This window comes from Streptomyces smyrnaeus, from assembly GCF_017676345.1.
GTDB classification, from domain to species: domain Bacteria; phylum Actinomycetota; class Actinomycetes; order Streptomycetales; family Streptomycetaceae; genus Streptomyces; species Streptomyces smyrnaeus.
The window spans coordinates 102,049-119,910 of sequence record NZ_JAFFZM010000021.1; the positions used below are offsets into that span (position 1 = coordinate 102,049).

The 17,862-nt window shown below is 72.7% G+C and carries 12 protein-coding genes; 2 read left to right on the forward strand and 10 right to left on the reverse strand.

Annotated features, from left to right (window positions below; all coding sequences use genetic code 11):
• The first annotated feature begins 152 nt into the window (after nucleotides 1-152).
• Nucleotides 153-5,159, forward strand: coding sequence for a PAS domain-containing protein (locus JW613_RS28710; RefSeq protein ID WP_209213786.1), 5,007 nt, complete (start codon nucleotides 153-155; stop codon nucleotides 5,157-5,159).
• Nucleotides 5,160-5,331: 172 nt separating this feature from the next.
• On the opposite strand, the gene JW613_RS28715 is transcribed toward JW613_RS28710, so the two are convergent.
• The 8 genes from JW613_RS28715 to JW613_RS28750 all read right to left on the reverse strand — a co-directional run bounded on the left by JW613_RS28715 (nucleotide 5,332) and on the right by JW613_RS28750 (nucleotide 12,995).
• On the reverse strand, nucleotides 5,332-6,990 hold the full coding sequence (locus JW613_RS28715; protein WP_209213787.1) for a long-chain fatty acid--CoA ligase: 1,659 nt from the start codon (nucleotides 6,988-6,990) through the stop codon (nucleotides 5,332-5,334).
• 387 nt (nucleotides 6,991-7,377) lie between these two features.
• Entirely contained in the window at nucleotides 7,378-8,040 is a 663-nt protein-coding gene (locus tag JW613_RS28720; RefSeq protein WP_372448015.1) for a SigE family RNA polymerase sigma factor, read from the reverse strand.
• Between the two features lie 146 nt (nucleotides 8,041-8,186).
• Complete coding sequence (locus JW613_RS28725; RefSeq protein ID WP_245226434.1) at nucleotides 8,187-9,323, reverse strand: glycoside hydrolase domain-containing protein; 1,137 nt, start codon at nucleotides 9,321-9,323, stop codon at nucleotides 8,187-8,189.
• Nucleotides 9,324-9,404: 81 nt separating this feature from the next.
• Nucleotides 9,405-10,565, reverse strand: coding sequence for a lipid-transfer protein (locus tag JW613_RS28730; protein ID WP_209213788.1), 1,161 nt, complete (start codon nucleotides 10,563-10,565; stop codon nucleotides 9,405-9,407).
• Complete coding sequence (locus tag JW613_RS28735) at nucleotides 10,562-11,128, reverse strand: MaoC family dehydratase (RefSeq protein WP_209213804.1); 567 nt, start codon at nucleotides 11,126-11,128, stop codon at nucleotides 10,562-10,564. The genes JW613_RS28730 and JW613_RS28735 overlap by 4 nt, the downstream gene beginning before the upstream one ends.
• 65 nt (nucleotides 11,129-11,193) lie before the next feature.
• Entirely contained in the window at nucleotides 11,194-12,189 is a 996-nt protein-coding gene (locus JW613_RS28740; protein WP_209213789.1) for a bifunctional MaoC family dehydratase N-terminal/OB-fold nucleic acid binding domain-containing protein, read from the reverse strand.
• Nucleotides 12,190-12,197: 8 nt separating this feature from the next.
• Complete coding sequence (locus JW613_RS28745; RefSeq protein WP_209213790.1) at nucleotides 12,198-12,395, reverse strand: hypothetical protein; 198 nt, start codon at nucleotides 12,393-12,395, stop codon at nucleotides 12,198-12,200.
• Nucleotides 12,396-12,713: 318 nt separating this feature from the next.
• The gene (locus JW613_RS28750) at nucleotides 12,714-12,995 is read right to left on the reverse strand and encodes a hypothetical protein (RefSeq protein WP_209213791.1); all 282 of its coding nucleotides are present in this window, start codon (nucleotides 12,993-12,995) and stop codon (nucleotides 12,714-12,716) included.
• Nucleotides 12,996-13,338: 343 nt separating this feature from the next.
• Here JW613_RS28750 and JW613_RS28755 point away from each other — a divergent pair, with 343 nt between their 5' ends.
• Nucleotides 13,339-14,310, forward strand: a complete 972-nt coding sequence (locus JW613_RS28755; protein ID WP_209213792.1) for a bifunctional DNA primase/polymerase — start codon at nucleotides 13,339-13,341, stop codon at nucleotides 14,308-14,310.
• Between the two features lie 61 nt (nucleotides 14,311-14,371).
• On the opposite strand, the gene JW613_RS28760 is transcribed toward JW613_RS28755, so the two are convergent.
• Both JW613_RS28760 and JW613_RS28765 read right to left on the reverse strand, forming a co-directional pair.
• A complete protein-coding gene (locus JW613_RS28760; RefSeq protein ID WP_209213793.1) occupies nucleotides 14,372-15,025 on the reverse strand; it encodes a TIGR03086 family metal-binding protein in 654 nt (217 codons plus the stop codon).
• A 323-nt stretch (nucleotides 15,026-15,348) separates the two neighbouring features.
• Nucleotides 15,349-17,715, reverse strand: coding sequence for an excinuclease ABC subunit UvrA (locus JW613_RS28765; RefSeq protein ID WP_209213794.1), 2,367 nt, complete (start codon nucleotides 17,713-17,715; stop codon nucleotides 15,349-15,351).
• Between the last annotated feature and the right edge of the window lie 147 nt (nucleotides 17,716-17,862).

Sequence of the window (17,862 nt, forward strand, 5' to 3'; positions counted from 1 at the left end):
GCCGCCGCTTCCAGGAGTGCGGCCCGTAGACTCCCCCTAGTGGCACGCCCGGGGTGAACGGCAGACTGGCAGCCGTGACCTGACCGGACCAACAGGGAAGAAACGGGCGGAAGGTCACGAGCACCTGAGGTCAGCAGGAGGGAATTGTCGCCGTGAGCAGCAGGCCATCCCGAGGCGCTGCTCGCCTCGCCGCCATACTCGACGCACTGCCCGACGCGCTCCTCCTGGTGAACTGCAACGGCACAGTGGTGAACGCCAACGCCATCGCGTTGGAGACCTTCGAGACGCCGGGCACGGCGCTGGTGGGGCGTGGACTGCTCGACCTGCTGCCCGAGTTCGACTCGAAGCGCATCCCGGGCTCGATGCGGCGGCCGGACGAGGCCGCACAGACGCAGGGCCGCCAGAAGCCGACCCGGATGGTGGCGCGGCGTACGGACGGCAGCGAGTTCCCGGTCGAGGTGACCAGCGCCAACCTCGAGGACGGAAGGACGCCGTACGCCTCCGCGTTCGAGGCCGCCTTCGCCGACCATCCGGGCGGTGGCGGTTACACGGGCGACGAACTGCTGATGCTCGTCGTACGCGATCTGACCGGCACCCTGGACACCGAGGCCGAACTGGCGCGGCAGCAGCGTCAGACGGAGATGATCCTGCGCGCCGCCTCGGAGGGCGTCGTAGGGGTGGACGCCGAGGGGCGGGTGGTGCTCGTCAATCCGGCGGCGGCCCAGATCCTCGGCTACCGCGCCAGCGACCTCGGCGGCCGGCAGTTGCACCCCCTCGTGCACCACTCACGCCCCGACGGCAGCCCCCTCCCGTTCGAGGAGACCCCGCTGGCCGACACCCTGCGCTCGGGCCGCAAGCACCGGGTGCGGGCCGGGCAGGTGCTGTGGGCGAAGGACGGGCAGGCGGTGCCGGTCGACATGACGACGGCACCGGTACGGGACGGCGAACAGCTGGTCGGCGCGGTGTTGACGTTCGCCGACCGGCGCCCCTACGACGCCGTAGCGGCCAGGCAGACGCAGTTGCGCGCCGTACTGGAGGAGTCGCTGCGCGGTCCGCTGGAGGAGTTGCGCCAGGAGCTGTCCGGGCTGACCTCCGACCCGGCGGCGCAGCTGTGGCCGGAGGCGAACCAGATCCTCCACCATCTGTCGGCGGGCTACGCCCGGATGACGACGCTGGTCGACAACGTCCTCGGCTACCAGCGGCTGGACGCAGGCCAGGAGCGGCTGCGGACCGAGCCGGTGCCGATGGACGCGGTGGTCTCCGCCGGTGTCGAGGGTGCCACCGAGCTGATCGGCCCGGGGCGCGCCCAGTTCGCCGTGCACGCGCCGCCCATCGAGGCCGAGGTGGACCCGGAACGGCTCGCTGTGGCGCTGGCGCATCTGATCGCGGATGTGGCGGGTGTGGACGCGACGGGTCGTACGACCTCGGCGCCGCCGCCCGGCGTCGACCCGACGATCGTGGTGGCCGCCGCCCAGCGCGGCGAGGTCGTACGCGTCGAGGTGCGCGGCCCGCACAGCGGCGGCAGCCGGGTGCACGAGCCGCTGGTGCGCGGCATCGTCACCCGGCACGGCGGCGTTCTCCAGACACATGAGGTGCCCGGCTCGGCGGGCGGCAGCGCGTATGTGCTGGAGGTCCCGGTCAAGGCGGTCGGCAACACGACGCGCCAGTCCGGCAGCCGGGCCCGCAGGCCCGGCCCCGGCGACACCAGCGGTACGGGCGGTACGGACAGCACGGGCGGCGGCATCGGCGCCGACAGCACGGGCGGCTCGGGCCGGCAGGACCGGGACGGTTCGACCGGTGCGGGCCGCTCCACAGGTGGCCGTGCGGCGAGCAGTGACGACTCGACGGGCGGCGGCGGTCACGCGCGCGGGCGGAGCGGGAGCCACGCCCGGGGCGGCAGCCGCTCCCCCGGGAACGGCTCGCAGGGCGGCGAGGACGGGGCCTTCGGGGTGCCGAGCGTCGTGCCCGGTACCGAGCGCGGCGAGACGACGGTGATGCCGGTGCCGTCCGCCCCGGCGCGGGGGACGGCGGGGCACGCGCAGGAGAGCGGCGACGGAGGTCGCGGCGCAGGCCCGGACCCGGCCGGACAGGTCGGGCAGGCTCAGCAGGCCGGGCAGTCGCAGCATACGGAGCAAACGGGGCAGGCCGGGGGCGCGGAGCGCGGGCACGGCACCGGCGAGGGCGTATCGGCGGCCGCCCTGGAGCCGGTGGCGGACCCACGGCAGCCGGCGGGCGCGCTCGCTCCGGTTCCCGACCCTCGGCAGAGCATCGAACTGGGGCCGGGACCGTCCGCGGCCACCGGCAGCGGTGACCGCCACGGAGGCGGTGACGGCCGCCATGGCGGGCACAGTCACGGTCACGGTGATGGTGGCGGTCACGGTGACGGTGGTGGCCAGGCGCGGCATGAAGCGGGACCGCGTGCACTGGGCCCCGCGCGCCCCACCGCGGAAAGCGAACAGCCGGGAACCGGTACGCATCCGGCCCCGCCGCCCGCGGAGCACACGTCGGCCGCGCCGCACGGCCGTCCGATCGCCCCGGTTCCCGCACAGGGAGCCCCGTACCAGCAGGCCCCGTACGGAGAAGGGGCGTACGAGGACGCTGCGGCCATGCCCCGGCCCACCGGGCGACGGCGCGGGCGGCCGAGCCCGGCCGAGCAGCACGAGCAGGCGGCCGTCGGCGGACAGCCCGGCGCCCGTACCGCGTCCGGTGCTCTCGAACTCCCCTCGGGCGGAACAGGCGGCTCGGAAAGCTCAGGAGAAGGCGTGCCCGCGACCGTGCCCGCGCAGGGCTCGGGTCGGCGTGCGCGGCGCGCGCTGGGCGAGCGCCCGGAGGACCCGCACGTCTCCGGGCACTCCTCCGCGCCCCCGTCTCCGGGCGCGGAGACAGCTCAGGACGGCCTGGCGGCGCAGGTACCGAGTCAGCAGGAAGCGGGCGGCGCGGAGAGCGGACAGACCGGTGAGGTCGGGGAGGCCTCCGGTGGTCTGGAGCTGACGCCTGCCGGGGGAGGACGCCGGGCACGGCGCATCGCGGCCGCCCGCGCGCGGGCCCAGGCGGAGGCCGCGGCCCAGCAGGGCCCGCACCACGCGCCGTTCGCCCTCCCACCCGCTCCCTCGCAGGAGGGCCCTTCGTCGGCGGAGGCGGAGCAAGCCGTCCCGTCGGACCCGGGCTACGACCAGTACGCCGCACAGGCCGCGAGCAGTGCCATGCCTGGCGGGATGCCGCCCGCGACCGCCGAGGGAGGCGCGAACCCGGACGCGAGCGCCCCCGAAGCGCAACAGGAGAGCGGCCCTCCGCAGCGGGGGGAATCCTCCGTCGTCGCCGCCAGTCCGATCCTGGGCGGCGGAGCACTCCAACAACCACAGCCACAGACACCGCCACAGACACAGGCACCACAGAGTCAGCAGGGCCGGCAGGGACAGCACGGCCAGCAGGAACAGCACGTGCAGGCCGGACAGCCCGGACAGCCGGGTCGGCAGGGCGCGCCCTCGGGCCCGTACGGCGCCGAACCCGGCCCCCGCGTACGAACGCTGGGGCAGGGCGTGCCGTTCGCCGAGCGGATGGCGGAGCAGACGGCCGCCGCCGCTCAGCAGTGGCCTCCGGCGCAGTCCACGACACCGTCGGCCGCTTCCGCCATACCGTCCACCCCCTCCAGCCCTTCCGCACCGTCCGCCACCGGCAATCCGCCCACTCCTGCTGCTCCGGCGGGAGCGGCGGGAGCGGCACCGCCTCCCGGCTCCGGCCGTCGCCGGAAGCTGGCGACGCCCGAGGAGCGGGCGCAAGGCGGCGCTCCTTCCGGTCCGCCCCAGAGCGACACCGCCTGGTCGGCCGAGGCCCCGCACACCGGGCCACAGGGCGGACAGGCCGGACAGTCCGGAGGATCCGGCTCCGCACCGGGGCAGGTCGAGCACGGTGCGATCCCCGCGGAGCAGGCCGCTCCGCCGGGGACAGCCCCGACCGGCCGGCCGCAGCCCGGCTCAGCGATGGCGACCGCACCCGGTCAGGCTCAGCCGTGGACTGCCGGGCCCGGGCAGGCGGACCAGGGTGCCCAGCACGGAGCCGCGGGGAATCCGCCGGGGCAGCTGCCGGGACCGGTACCGGGCCAGGCCCCGGGACAGTTGCCCAGGTCCGGCCCGGCACCGGATGCGGCCCCCCGCTCACAGGCGCAGCCCCCCGCCCTACGACAGCCAGCCGGCCAGGAACAGGGATCCGGACAGGGGCCCGGGCAGGGGCAGGGGGCCGGGCAGCCCGGTCCGATGCCGGGGCCGATGCCCATGCCCCGGCCCGGTCCTCAGGAGTTCACCGTCGGCGCGTCCGGCGGCGCACCGGGTACCGAGGTGACCGAGGGGCCGGAGCCGCTGGACGGGCCGGACAGTCCCGTGGAGATGACGGACGGGCGGGGCTTCGGTGTGCCGCCGCACGCCATGGACGACGAGCTGCCGCCCGAGCCGCTCGACAACCCGCGGCGGTTGCTGGTCTGGCCGGAGCCGGACGTCTCCACCCAGCAGGCGCTCTCCGAACGCGGCTACCGTCCCGTACTGGTGCACTCGCGCGAGGAGGTGGACGCGCAGATCGCGGCCTACCCGGCCGCGCTGTTCGTCGACCCGCTGACGGGGCCGATCACCAGGACGGCGCTGCAGTCGCTGCGTACGGCGGCGGTCGCGGCCGAGGTACCCGTACTGGTGACTGCGGGGCTGGGACAGGCCACCCGCGAGGCCGCCTACGGTGCCGATCCCGCTGTGCTGCTGAAGGCACTGGCCCCGCGCGACAGCGAGCAGCATCCGCCCAGGGTGCTGCTGGTCGAGGAGCAGCAGGCGATCGCCGCGGCACTCGCGGCGACCCTGGAGCGGCGCGGTATGCAGGTCGCGCACGCGCCGACGGACTCGGAGGCGGTGCATGTGGCCGGCCAGATCCGGCCGAACCTCGTCGTGATGGACCTGATGCAGGTACGGCGGCGGCGCGCGGGGATCATCGACTGGCTGCGGGTGAACGGGATGCTCAACCGCACCCCGTTCGTCGTCTACACCTCGGCCGACCTGGACCCCGGCGAACTGCCGCGGCTGGCTTCGGGCGAGACGGTGCTGTTCCTGGCCGAGCGGTCCACCAGTCCGGAGGTGCAGTCGCGGATCGTCGACCTGCTGACGAAGATCGGCGCGCACTGACCGGCCGCCGAAAAGCGGCGGCCGAGCCCGCAGCCGCGCCCGGCGCGAACCCGGGGCCGCGCCTGGGGCCGCGCCCGGTGGTGCCGGAGCCTCCGGGTCCAAGGCCTCGTGGCACCGACCCCGCCTCCCGAAACAGGCACGGCTCCCGCGTTCCGGCAGCGGCGCGACGGCCTCAGCCCAGCTTGGTCACATCCAGCTCGCCCGCCGCGTACTGGCGGCGCAGTACCTTCTTGTCGAACTTCCCCACGCTCGTCTTCGGTACGACGTCGAGGGTGACCCAGCGCTCGGGAAGCTGCCAGCGGGCGATGGTCTTGCCGAGGAAGGTGCGCAGTTCCTCGTAGGGCACGGGGTCGTGGCCCTCCTTGAAGACGACGCCGGCCAGCGGGCGCTCGCCCCACTTCTCGTCGGTGACGGCGACGACGGCGGCCTCCGCGACCGCCTCGTGCGCCATCAGCGCGTTCTCCAGCTCGACGGAGGAGATCCACTCGCCGCCGGACTTGATGACGTCCTTGGCACGGTCGGTGAGCGTCAGATAGCCGTCCGGGCTGATGACGCCGACATCGCCGGTGCGAAGCCAGCCGTCCGGGCTGAACTTCTCCTCGGGGCGCAGCGGCTCCTCGCCCACTCCGCCGAAGTAGGCGGCGGCGATCCACGGGCCGCGCACCTCCAGTTCGCCCGGCGAGGCGCCGTCCCAGGGCGCGAAGCCGCCACCCGGGGCCGCCAGGCGGGCCTCCACACCGGCGGGGAAGCGGCCCTGGGTGATCCGGTACGGCCACTCCTCCTCCGGGGTAAGGCCACCGGGCGGGTGAGCGAGGCTGCCCAGCGGGGAGGTCTCGGTCATCCCCCAGGCGTGGCAGACCCGTACACCGTGCAGATCCTCGAAGGCCCGCATCATGCTCGGTGGGCAGGCGGAGCCGCCGATGGTGACGGTCTTGAGGCTGGAGATGTCGCGCGGGGTGGCGGCCAGCTCCTCCAGCAGGCCCTGCCAGATGACGGGGACGGCGGCGGCGTGGGTGGGCCGCTCGGCCGCGATCATCTCGGCGAGCGGCCCGGGGTGCAGAAAGCGGTCGGGCATCAGCATGCTGACGCCGGTCATGAAGACGGCGTGCGGCAGTCCCCAGGCGTTCACATGGAACATCGGGACGACCGGAAGCGTGGTGTCGGCGGTGGTCAGGCCCATCGACTCGGCCATGTTGACCTGCATGGAGTGCAGATAGACCGAGCGGTGCGAGTAGACGACGCCCTTGGGGTCACCGGTGGTGCCGGAGGTGTAGCACATGGCCGCTGCGGCGCGCTCGTCCAGCTCCGGCCAGTCGTAGGAGGTGGGGCGCCCGGCCAGCAGTTGCTCGTACTCGTGCACCTGTGGGGTGCAGCCCTCCAGCACCGAGGTGTCGCCCGGGCCGACGACGACGACGTGCTCGACCGTCTGCAGACGGGGCAGCAGCGGCGCCAGCAGGGGCAGCAGGGTGCCGTTGACGAGGATGACGCGATCGGCCGCGTGGTTGACGATGAAGACGAGCTGTTCGGCGGGCAGCCGCAGATTGAGGGTGTGGAGTACGGCGCCCATGGAGGGGATCGCGAAGTACGCCTCGACATGGGACGAGTTGTTCCACATGAGTGTGGCGACCCGGTCCTCCGCGCCTATGCCCAGCTCGTCGCGGAGGGCGTGCGCGAGCTGTGCGGCGCGCTCGCCGGTCGCACGGAACGTGGTGCGGTGCGGCTCCGCCTCGCCTGTCCACGTGGTGATCCGCGCGTCCCCGTGAACGGTCATCCCGTGGCGCAGGATGCGCGAGATGGTCAGCGGTACGTCGTCCTGCATCGTGCTCAGCACCGGGGCCTCCCCTTGAGCGGTGGATACGCGGAGCAGACGCATGCCGCATGCGGTCACGCACGGGCGTGCCCGCCGGAGCGGTCACGCGCAGGTGCGGTCGTACGCACGGGTAATGCGCCGGTTCCGCGGAAGCCTGCCACCGACCGCTCGGTATGTCACGGGGTCCTGTACCGATCCGTACCGGATAGTTGTCCGCTGCCGGCCCGATCCGTGACCGACCCTTGCCCGGTCCGGCCCCGCTCCCTCTCCTCGCCCGGTGCCCGGCCGGTCCGGCCGGTCCGGCCGGTCATCGCTCCGGCCCGGCTCCGGAACCCGCCTCGCCCCGGCCCCGCCGCCGATCCGGTGCCGTACGCGACGGCGACGGCGATGGCGGCGACGACAGCGCCCTCAGGCCGCGAGAGGCTCCTGATCCAGGGAGCCGTGCCCCGCCCCGCGTCCGTCCACGCGCCCGTCCATGGGGGCGTCCGCGCGAACGTCCGCTGCCAGCTGCGGGTCCTCCCGCAGTTTGGCCAGGGCACGCGAGACGGCGCTCTTGACCGTGCCGACGGAGACCCCGAGCACCTCGGCCGTCTGGATCTCGCTCAGGTCCTCGTAGTAGCGCAGCACCACCATGGCACGCTGCCGGGCGGGCAGCTTGAGCACGGCACGCCACATGGCGTCCCGTACGGCCTGCTGCTCGGCGGGGTCGGGGGCGGGCAGCGGATCGGGCTCCGGCAGCTCCTCGCAGGAGAACTCGTCCACCTTGCGCCTGCGCCACTGCGAGGTGCGGGTGTTGACCAGCGCCCGGCGGACGTAGCCGTCCAGCGCGCGGTGGTCCTCTATTCGCTCCCAGGCCAGATAGGTCTTGGTCAGCGCCGTCTGGAGCAGGTCCTCGGCGTCGCTGGGGTTGGCGGTCAGGGAGCGGGCCGTGCGCAGCAGCACCGGCCCCCTGGCTCGCACATAGGAGGTGAACGTCAGTGGCTGTCCCCCGGAGCCTGGCTGCATCGCAAGGGACCGCGCGTGCTTCGCATTGGTGGTCCGGGGAGTCCGAACTGTCCCAGGCGTGGTCATGGCATCCACGCTATGAGTCGCCCGGCCTCCCCGGATCGCCCCAAGGTCCCGATGCCGAGTCCGCCTCAGGGTGTAGTGGTGGTGCTAACTACACCTCCTGAAGGTGGAGAGCATCCACCAGGCGGATCAGGGTGCGCCTGGTGGCCTCATCCGACGACCGCCACCGGGGCATCCACGAGGTTCTGGTCGATGTGCACCGTGTGCCCGCCGTAGGTGCGCTTCACATTGCCCGTGTGCTGGTGGATGCGGCGGTGCGGCTGCCATGCCCGGGGATGCAGATTCTTCTCCCCGTCCACCGACGGCCGCGTCCGCCAGCGGGCGAACCAGACGGCCGTGGGCAGTCCCCGCGCCCCCGCCGCGCGGGCCTTCTCCAGGTGCGCGATGCCGTAGTTGGCGCTGCTGTAGTAGCCCGCGACGTACCCCTGGGCACGCACCGCGCTGTTCCAGCCCTGGATGAAGCGCAGCGTGGTGTCGGCGCAGCTCTTGCGCTTGTACCGGTACGCCTCCATGTCGAGGTAGACGGCGCTGCTCTTGCCCATCCCGAGATGCTGCGCCTGGCGTACCGCGTCCAGACCCTCCCGCTTGCCCTGCCCGTAGGGGTCCTTGCTGGACATCCGGACCTTGCGCTTGTTCTTGGCGATGACGCAGGGGGACTGGGAGCCGACGTAGATCGGCAGCAGCTTCCAGCCCTGCTGGTCGACGCTGCGCACCCAGTCCGGGCTCAGATGCTTCTGCTTCGGGCACGCCCTGCCACGGCCGCCGATGTAGACACCGACGGCACCGAACGGCGAGGTCCCGTGCCACGCCCGCATGGTGGCCGCCGAGGGTGCCTGGCAGGTGTCGAAGGCGTTGCCCTGGAAGATGTGCGCCCCGAAGTCGCGGGGGTCGCCCCGCACGAGCGAGGGCTGGTCCCCCGGTACGCCCGCGGAGCCGGGTGCGGTCGGGTCGGCCGGCGCGTCGGGTGCTGCCGGGTCGGTCATCCCTCTCGCGCCGCCAGGCTCGCCGGCCGGACCGCCGGTCGGATCGCCGCCGGGGTCCCCTGTGGAGGTGGCGGGCCCGCCCGGGTGGGCCGGCTCGCCCGGGGGCGGAGCGTCACCGGTCGGCGCTGTGGTGCCGTCTGCCGGGGCGGTGCCGTCCGGGGTGGCCGTCGCGGGACGGCTGGTGGCCGGGCCGGGAGGGGCGGGTTCCACACCGGAGGCGGGGACAGCGCCCCCGGTGAGCACGGTGGCGAGCGCGGCCGACAGCAGGGCCGCCCGTCTCATCATCTGATTTTTGGTCGCCATGGGCCGAGTGAACGAGCCGAGACCCGTAGAGCCGGTCAGACACGCCCACCGCATGCCGGGGTTCAGCCATCTGCCCGATGCTCAACGGGTCAGCAGCAGCCCGGAGGTCGGTACGCCGGTGCCCGCCGTGACGAGCACTCGCGCACAGTCGTCAACCTGGTTGACGGCAGTACCGCGTAGCTGGCGCACCGCTTCGGCGATGCCGTTCATGCCGTGCAGATACGCCTCCCCCAGCTGCCCGCCGTGCGGGTTGAGCGGCAGGGACCCCGCGGCGACGAAGTCCGCTCCTGTGCCACGCGCGCAGAAGCCGAACTCCTCCAGCTGCATCAGCACGAACGGTGTGAAGTGGTCGTACAGCACAGCCACGTCGATGTCCTGCGCCCCCAGCCCGCTGGTGCGCCACAGCTGCCGCGCCACGACGCCCATCTCGGGCAGTCCGGTCAGCTCGTCGCGGTAGAAGCTCGTCATCTGCTCCTGGCCCCGGCCGGCGCCCTGGGCGGCGGCCGTGATCAGGGCGGGCCGGTGCGGCAGGTCGCGGGCGCGTTCGGCAGAGGTGACGACCAGCGCCTGGCCGCCGTCGGTCTCCTGGCAGCAGTCCAGCAGCCGCAGCGGCTCCACGATCCAGCGTGAGGCGGCGTGCTCGGCCAGGGTGAGCGGCTTGCCGTAGAAGTAGGCAGCCGGGTTGGTGGCCGCGTACTTCCTGTCCACCACCGCGACGTGCCCGAACACCTCGGGCGGCAGACCGTAGGTGTGCAGATAGCGCTGCGCCGCCATGGCAACCCAGGAGGCGGGTGTCAGCAGCCCGAACGGCAGCGACCAGCCGAGCGCCGCGCCCTCCGCCGACGGCTCGCGCTGCTGCACACCCGAACCGAAGCGCCGCCCGGAGCGCTCGTTGAAGGCCCGGTAGCACACGACCGTCTCCGCCAGACCGCAGGCGACCGCCAGCGCTGCCTGCTGCACGGTCGCACAGGCCGCACCGCCCCCGTAGTGCACCCGTGAGAAGAACGACAGCTCCCCGATCCCCGCCGCCTGCGCGACCGTGATCTCGGGGCTGGTGTCCATGGTGAAGGTGACCATGCCGTCCACGTCACCCGGCGCCAGACCGGCGTCGTCCAGGGCCGCCCGCACGGCTTCCACGGCGAGCTTCAGCTCGCTGCGCCCCGAGTCCTTGGAGAACTCCGTCGCACCGATGCCGACGACGGCAGCACGGCCGCCGAGAGCGTCGGCCTTCCGGAGGCTCATGCGGTGCCACCTCCCGGGTCGGCTTCCCGCTCGGTCACATGAGCGGCTGTCCGCTTCGGTGTACTGGCCGACGGGGGAGCGTCCTGCTGCCCGGCCGGGGGCTCCCGGAGGGTGACGGTGACCGTGCCGGTGACGTGGTCGCCGAGCCGGTTGGTGCCCCGTACGGCGATCTCGACAGTGGCGCCTTCGCCCTCCGGCGCGTCAGGGTCCGGAGGCGTGACTGCGGTGACGTGTCCGGACAGTGCCATGGTGTCGCCCGGATAGTTGGGCGCCCCCAGTCGGACGGCGACCTTGCGCAGCACGGCGTACGGACCCGCCCATCCGACGACGTACCTGCCCACCAGTCCGTTGGTCGTCAGGATGTTCATGAAGATGTCGGGGGAGCCCTTGTGGTGTGCCGCCTCGGTGTCGTGGTGCACGTCCTGGAAGTCCCGCGAGGCCAGGGCGCCGGAGACGATGAGGGTGCGGGTCACCGGGATCTCCGACGGCGGCAGCTGGTCGCCCTCCTCCGGCCACGCCGACGGCACGGCCGGAGTACGTGAGCGGGCGTCGGCGTGTGACATCGGAACTTCGGTGTGTGACATCACAACTCCTGCCTCCCTTCGACGACGCCTTCCGGTCAGATTGATCAGGCCGCTCCACGGAAGACGGGCAGTTCCAGGTCGTCGTCCACCCGCAGGAACTCCAGCTCGACCGGCATCCCGATCCGCACCTGGTCGTGGCGCACCCCGGTCACGTTGCTGATGACCCGCACCCCTTCGTCGAGCTCGACCAAAGCCACCGCGTACGGCGGGTCGAAGGCCGGGAAGGGCGGGTGGTGCATGACGACGTACGAGTAGACGGTGCCGTGCCCAAAGGCCGCGACGGCCCGCCACTCGGCGGACCCGCAGGCGTTGCAGCCGGGCAGCCACGGGAAGCGTGGAACGGCGCACGTCGCGCAGCGCTGGAAGAGGAACTGGTGCCGCTGGACGCCCTCCCAGAAGCCCGCGTTGTCCCGGTTGACGACAGGCCGGGGCCGCAGCGGAATTCCCCGCGGCCTCTCCGGAGGACTTTCCCTTGCCCTGTCGGCGGCGGAGCCCGACTCGCCCGTCCGGCGCCGCGCCGGGCGGTACTTGAGGATCCGGAAGCGGTGTGTTCCGGCGAGTGCGGCGCCGACCCGCACCTCCATCCGTGTCGTCACGAAGTAGCCGGTGCCCAGCTTGGTCGTCTTGCGGGGGGAGACGGAGTCGATCACCGCGTCGAAGGTGATCTCGTCCCCTGGACGCAACGGACGTATGTATTCCTGTTCGCAGTCGGTCGCGACGACCGAGCTGTAGCCCGCACCGTCCAGCGTGGCGAGCAGCTCTCCGTACGCCCCCGAACGGCCGGAGCCAGGCCCCGCGAGACCGGCCATCGTCCAGACCTGGAGCATCGTCGCGGGCGCCGAGCCGTCGGGCGGTACGGGGTGGCCCAGCGCCTCGCACCAGTGCCGGATCATCGGCTCGTTGACCGGGTCCCGGCCGGGCGCCGAGGCAGCCGCCGGTCGGCCCGCGTACGCGCACAGCCGCTCATACAGCGCGTCGGGCTCATCGGTCTCCCTCTCACCGGGCACCGCCCGTGGCCCGGCACCGTTCCCGGCGCTCATCGCCGCGCTCACCGCCGCGCCCGCCGCACGCCGAGCCGCGCCGTGGCGACGCTCTCCTGTGGAACCTCGCGCACTCCGCCACCGGACATGTCGATCCGGGCTGCTGCGGCTTTGTTCGGCCGTGCGGGCCGGGGCATCGACGCGCAGGTGTGCGCGCACGGTCCGGCGCGGAAGCGGTGCTGCGGCTCCTTCAGGGCGAAACGCATTACCTGACTGTCCGTCAGTTCCGGAGCAGTGTCAACAGCCGGTGGCGTCGGCAGTCGGTGGCGCCACGGGTCGGCGGTGCCACCGGTCGACGGTGCGAACGGCCGACGGCGCCACCGGCGCGATGCCACCGGCCGACGGCGCCAACGGCTGTGCAGCAAAGGCGCAGAGACGACCGTGCGCCCGCGACAGCGTCGCGGACGCACGGCCTCAGCCCATCCCCATGAGCGTCCGGCCCTTCGGGCCGGTTGACCCGTCTGTTCGTCTTCCGTCAGTTCGTCCGGCTGTCTCCTGTCAGCTCCCGGGCGTCGGCAGGCCGGTCACCACAGGTTGCGGAAGACGATGGTGGCGGTCTCGTTGTGCGTCTCGTTGAGCTGGTTCACGACAGCGCCGTTTCCGTTGACGGTGGCGTTGTTGGCGTTGTTGGTGTTGTTCCCGTTGCCCACCGCGCCCTGCACCTGAGCGCTGGAGCTCGCGTTGGAGTTCGATCCGTCGTCCGCGAGGGAGCCGTTGTCCGCCTGTGCCACGCCGGACATGACGGCGACAGCGAACGGAAGGGCGGCGGCAGCCGCGATGACGCGGGCGGTACGGATGCGTGCCATGTTCATTCCTCCAGGAACGGTAAGTGCGCCCCGAGGGACGCTGCACCGGAAGTGCGTTGCTGCCGCAGACAGTTGGCCTGCTGCCTCCGGCTTCGCTTGCGACGTCGCGGGTCCAGAGTTGCCCAAGGCGGCGGGCAGGGATTCGCCCAGGCCGCGTCTTTCCCCCGCACGTATGACGACGTGTCGATAAACCTCCCGTACGCCCCCAACCCCACCCTTTCCCCCCTTCGCTCCCCGTCCGCCGCACCACCGCACTCGCGACCCGCTCATGCGCGTTCGATACGGGAAAAGACGAGCCCCTCAGGGCCTTTGCTGCTCCGAACTGCCGTACGACGCTGGGGGGATGGGCTCCCTCGCTCTCGCGCACGCACTGGCCGCCGCCGAACGGGGACTCGCCGTGCTGCCGCTCTCCCGCACCAAGCTCCCGGCTCTGCGCTCTCCGCACCGCGCACACGGTCTGCCGCACGCCGTCCCGCGCTCCCCCGCCACCCCGGACCACCCCCCACCGGGCCGCCCGGACGAACCCACGGCGCCCCCGGAGCGCCCCTGTCGCGGCGAGTGCGGACTGCTCGGTCACGGCGTGTACGACGCCACGTGTGACCCCGCCCGGGTGCGCGCCCTCTTCGCCGCCGCGCCGTGGGCCACCGGTTACGGAATCGCCTGCGGGCGCCCGCCGCTGCACCTTCTCGGGCTCGATCTCGACGTGAAGCACGGCATCGACCCACAGGGCGCCCTCGAACGGCTCGCCGCCGCACACGGCTTCGTGGTTCCGGCGACCACCACGGTGCTCACTCCCAGCGGAGGCCGCCATCTGTGGCTGCGCGGCCCGGCGGACACAGCGGTACCCAACTCGGTGGGACGGCTGGCCCCCGGTATCGACGTACGCGGTACCGGCGGCTATCTCGTCGGGCCGGGCTCCGTCACCGCAGGCGGCACCTACCGGCTCGCCCCCGGCCGGGGAACCATGCCGCCCGCTCCCGTGCCCCGGGCACTGCTCGCGCTGCTGCTGCCGCCTCCACCGGAACGCGACGACAGGCCGGGCGGCAGGGCCGCGACGGGAGGGCAAGGAGGCTCTCAGGGGCCGGGCGGATCGGACGGCGGCGCCGCGCTGGTGCGCTTCGTCCGGGGCGCACCAGTGGGCCAGCGCAACGCACGGCTGTTCTGGGCCGCCTGCCGGGCCTACGAGAGCGGCCGGGGCGACAGCCTTGCGGAGCCCTTGATCCGGGCGGCCGTCGCCCTCGGCCTGCCGGAGCACGAGGCCCGCTCGACCGTGGCCTCAGCGTCCCGCCACGCGGGACGGCTCGCCCCGGGGTAGACCGTGGTCGCCACCCTGGGAGCTGCCCGAGGGGCGGGCGGAACGGAGCGGGGCGTAGCCGTCACGCAGCGGGAGAGCGCCACCCCGGGTCCCGGCCGGCGAGGCCCACCACCTGGTCGAGCAGTGGAGCGTCCTTGCCGACATGGACGATCTGCCCGAAGATCCCCTGTTCCCCGTCCTCCTCGACAGCCCCCGCCAGGAAGCCGTGGACTGCCCGCAGACTCTCCTCGTCCACGTCGTAGCGCTGACCGGTGGCCCGCGCCAGATCCCAGCCGTGCACGACGAGCTCGTCCAGTGTGACCAGACCGCCCTCCGTACCCGTCAGGGTGAAACCGCCGGCCTGGGTGGTGCCGGTCCAGGCGCCCGGTGCCGACCAGGCGACCGCCAGATCGGCGAGCTGGTGCGGCAGTCGCTCGCGCCAGTCGTCCGGCAGGGGCTGATCCCCCGCACTGCCCGGCGCGGCTGCGGTGACCTCCCCCAACTCCTTGCGCGCCGTGTACTGCAGCCCCACAGCGAGGTTCCCGATGTGCCGCAGCAGGTCGCGTACGGCGAACTCGGTGCAGGGGGTGGGGTCGTCGAGCTGGGCGTCCTCCACCCGGGTCACGAGGGCCGCCGTGCGGCGCGCCGCGGGGCGCAGATCGACGGGCGAGTCCGCGCCCCCTCCCGGACCGGCCCCGATGCCCGTGCCCGGCGCGCTGTTCCCACCGTCCGTCATATCGCTCGCCTCCTGCTCCGCAGACCATGCTGCCGCCCGCACATCCGAGCCGCCCGTGGAGTCCCGCAGACACTCGTAGGGGCCCCTGGGCACTCCGCGGGGCCTTAGGCACTCGCAAGGTCCTGCAAGTCCCGTAGGTCCGTAGGTCCCGTAGGCCCTGTAGGCCCTGTAAGGCGCTCGTAGACAACAGCCTCCGTGGATACGGACCATCCGGCACGGCGGAACTCATCGCCCGGCGGGTCGTCACGCGGTCACTGCCCCTCCCGCCAGGCCGACCCGATCGCTGCCGGGGCGGCTCGTCCGCTCCCCTCCTGGCGTGGCCGTCACTCGGGCAGGGCGCGCCGCAGATACTCCGCCGTATGGGTGTCGGCGGTGCGCGCCAGTTCTTCGGGTGTCCCCGCGAAAACGACCTGCCCGCCGTTCGCGCCCGCTTCCGGACCGATGTCGATCACATGGTCGGCGTGCTTGACCACATCCAGGTCGTGTTCGACCACGACGACCGTGTTGCCCGCGTCCACCAGCCGGTCGAGCAGCGCCAGCAGCGCCTCGACGTCGGCCATGTGCAGTCCGGTGGTGGGCTCGTCGAAGACATAGATGCTGCCGGTCTCGTGCAGTCGATGAGCAAGCTTGATCCGCTGGCGTTCACCACCGGACAGGTGCGAAAGCGGTCGCCCGAGCGTCAGATACCCCAGACCGACCTCGCTCAGCGGACCCAGCCTGCGCCGTACGAGCCGAGCACCCTGGTCGGCCCCTCCGGCCTGGTCGGCGAAGTGCTCCAGCGCCTCGTCGACCGTCATCGCCAGCAGGTCGACGACGTTCTTGCCCGCCACCCGGTACGAGAGAACCTCCTCCCGGAAGCGCCGCCCCTCGCACACCTCGCACACGGTGGTCACCGGGTCCATGAACGCCATGTCCATCGTGACCGTGCCGCGTCCCTGGCAGCCGGGGCAGGCGCCGGTGGAGTTGAAACTGAACAGTCCCGGTTCCACACCGTGCGCACGGGCGAACATCCGCCGGATCGGCTCCCAGGTTTCCGTGTACGTCGCAGGCGTCGAGCGGGGCGAGATACCGACCGCCGACTGGTCGAGAACGATCGCTTCGGGATACGCGGCGGCGAAGACACCCGTCACCAGGGTGCTCTTGCCGGATCCTGCCACCCCCGTCACCGCGGTCAGCACTCCGGCCGGGATGTCCGCGCTCACCTGGCGCAGGTTGTGCAGGGAAGCGCCCCGCACGGGCAGCACCCCCGTGGGCGTTCTGCGTCGCGCCGACGGCTTGAGGCCCTTCCGGGTACGGAAATGCTCCCCCGTGAGCGTTCCGCTCCGCTCCAACTGCTCCACGCCGCCCTCGAACACGATCTCCCCGCCGTGCGCGCCGGCGCCCGGCCCCATGTCGATCACATGGTCGGCCAGCGCGATCACGTCCCGGTCGTGTTCGACGATCACCACGGTGTTGCCCTTGTCGCACAGCGCCCGCAACAGCCCGCCGAGCCGGTCGACGTCGCGGGCGTGCAGTCCGACGCTGGGCTCGTCGAACAGATACGTCATGCCGGTGAGGCTGCTGCCCAGGTGCCGTACCGTCTTCAGCCGCTGCCCCTCGCCGCCCGACAGCGTCCGGGTGGGCCTGTCAAGCGTCAGATAGCCCAGCCCCACCGCGTCGATCCGCCGCAGGGCTGCCGATGCGGCCGCCACAGCGGGCCCGCCCACGGGGTCGCGCGCCACCTTGGCGTCCGCCAGCCACCCCACCAGCTCACGGATCTCCCAGGTGCACAGGTCGGCCAGCGACTGCCCTTCGATACGGGAGGCCAGGGCGCGCTCGTTCAGCCGCGCGCCCCGGCAGTCCGGGCACACGCCCTCGCTCACCACCCGCTCGGCGTGCTTGCGATCCCGCTCGCTCAGCGATTCGAGCCCGGGTTTGATGAAGCGGCGGGTGAAGCGGGGCACCAGCCCCTCGTAGTCGTTCACCGCGATGGACGGGGGCGCGTCGTCGCCGTGCGGACGGTGCGGCCGCTGGGTCCGGAAGCCGCCGCCGTACAGCAGCAGCTCACGCTCGTCCGGCGAGTAGTCGCGCAGCGGCTTGTCCGGGTCGAACAGCAGCTCGGCGTCCTCCCAGGCGGGGGTGGCGGCGCCGTCGTACCGCGTGACCTCCGCATAGCGCTTCCAGTAGTTCGTCCCCACCGCGAAGGCCGGGTGCCGGATCGCGCCCTCGTTGAGCGACTTCGACTCGTCCAGCAGCATGCCCGGATCCAGCCGCACCGTTCGCCCGAGCCCCTGACAGCTCGGGCACATGCCCTGCGGATCGTTGAACGAGTACATGTTCGAGAGCCCCGCGCTGGGCTCACCACAGCGTGAGAACAGCACCCGCAGCACGGGATTGACCTCGGTCATCGTTCCCACGGTCGACCGGGCCCCACCGCCGACCGGCTTCTGGTCCACGATGATCGCGGGCGTCAGATTCTCCACGAACTCGAACTTCGGCCGCTCGAACCGCGGCAACCGGTTCCGCAGGAACCACGGGAAGACCTCGTTCAGCTGCCGCTGCGACTCCACCGCCAGGGTGTCGAAGACCAGCGACGACTTCCCGGAGCCGGACACCCCCGTCACCACCGTCAGCCGTCCCAACGGCACCCGTAGCGTCACCCCTCGCAGGTTGTTCTCCCGCCCCCCGCGTACCACCAGCTCCCCGCGCACCGCACTCTCCTCCGCTCCGCGCTCATGGCCGAGCGGTCAGCCTGCCTCCGAAACCAGACACGTTCTGTCTACTTTTTTTCATCGCCCCACAGCGCAACGGTTCGACAGGGCGGAAGACCACGAGTAGGGGCGCCACGCTGCGGCGTG

Bases quoted from the DNA above. Each gene is read 5' to 3' on its own strand.
- JW613_RS28745 (WP_209213790.1), bottom strand. From the start codon at position 12,395: ATGCGTTTCGCCCTGAAGGAGCCGCAGCACCGCTTCCGCGCCGGACCG.
- JW613_RS28720 (WP_372448015.1), bottom strand. From the start codon at position 8,040: ATGACCACGCCTGGGACAGTTCGGACTCCCCGGACCACCAATGCGAAG.
- JW613_RS28735 (WP_209213804.1), bottom strand. From the start codon at position 11,128: ATGTCACACGCCGACGCCCGCTCACGTACTCCGGCCGTGCCGTCGGCG.
- JW613_RS28760 (WP_209213793.1), bottom strand. From the start codon at position 15,025: ATGACGGACGGTGGGAACAGCGCGCCGGGCACGGGCATCGGGGCCGGT.
- JW613_RS28730 (WP_209213788.1), bottom strand. From the start codon at position 10,565: ATGAGCCTCCGGAAGGCCGACGCTCTCGGCGGCCGTGCTGCCGTCGTC.
- JW613_RS28725 (WP_245226434.1), bottom strand. From the start codon at position 9,323: ATGGCGACCAAAAATCAGATGATGAGACGGGCGGCCCTGCTGTCGGCC.
- JW613_RS28755 (WP_209213792.1), top strand. From the start codon at position 13,339: ATGGGCTCCCTCGCTCTCGCGCACGCACTGGCCGCCGCCGAACGGGGA.
- JW613_RS28750 (WP_209213791.1), bottom strand. From the start codon at position 12,995: ATGGCACGCATCCGTACCGCCCGCGTCATCGCGGCTGCCGCCGCCCTT.
- JW613_RS28740 (WP_209213789.1), bottom strand. From the start codon at position 12,189: ATGAGCGCCGGGAACGGTGCCGGGCCACGGGCGGTGCCCGGTGAGAGG.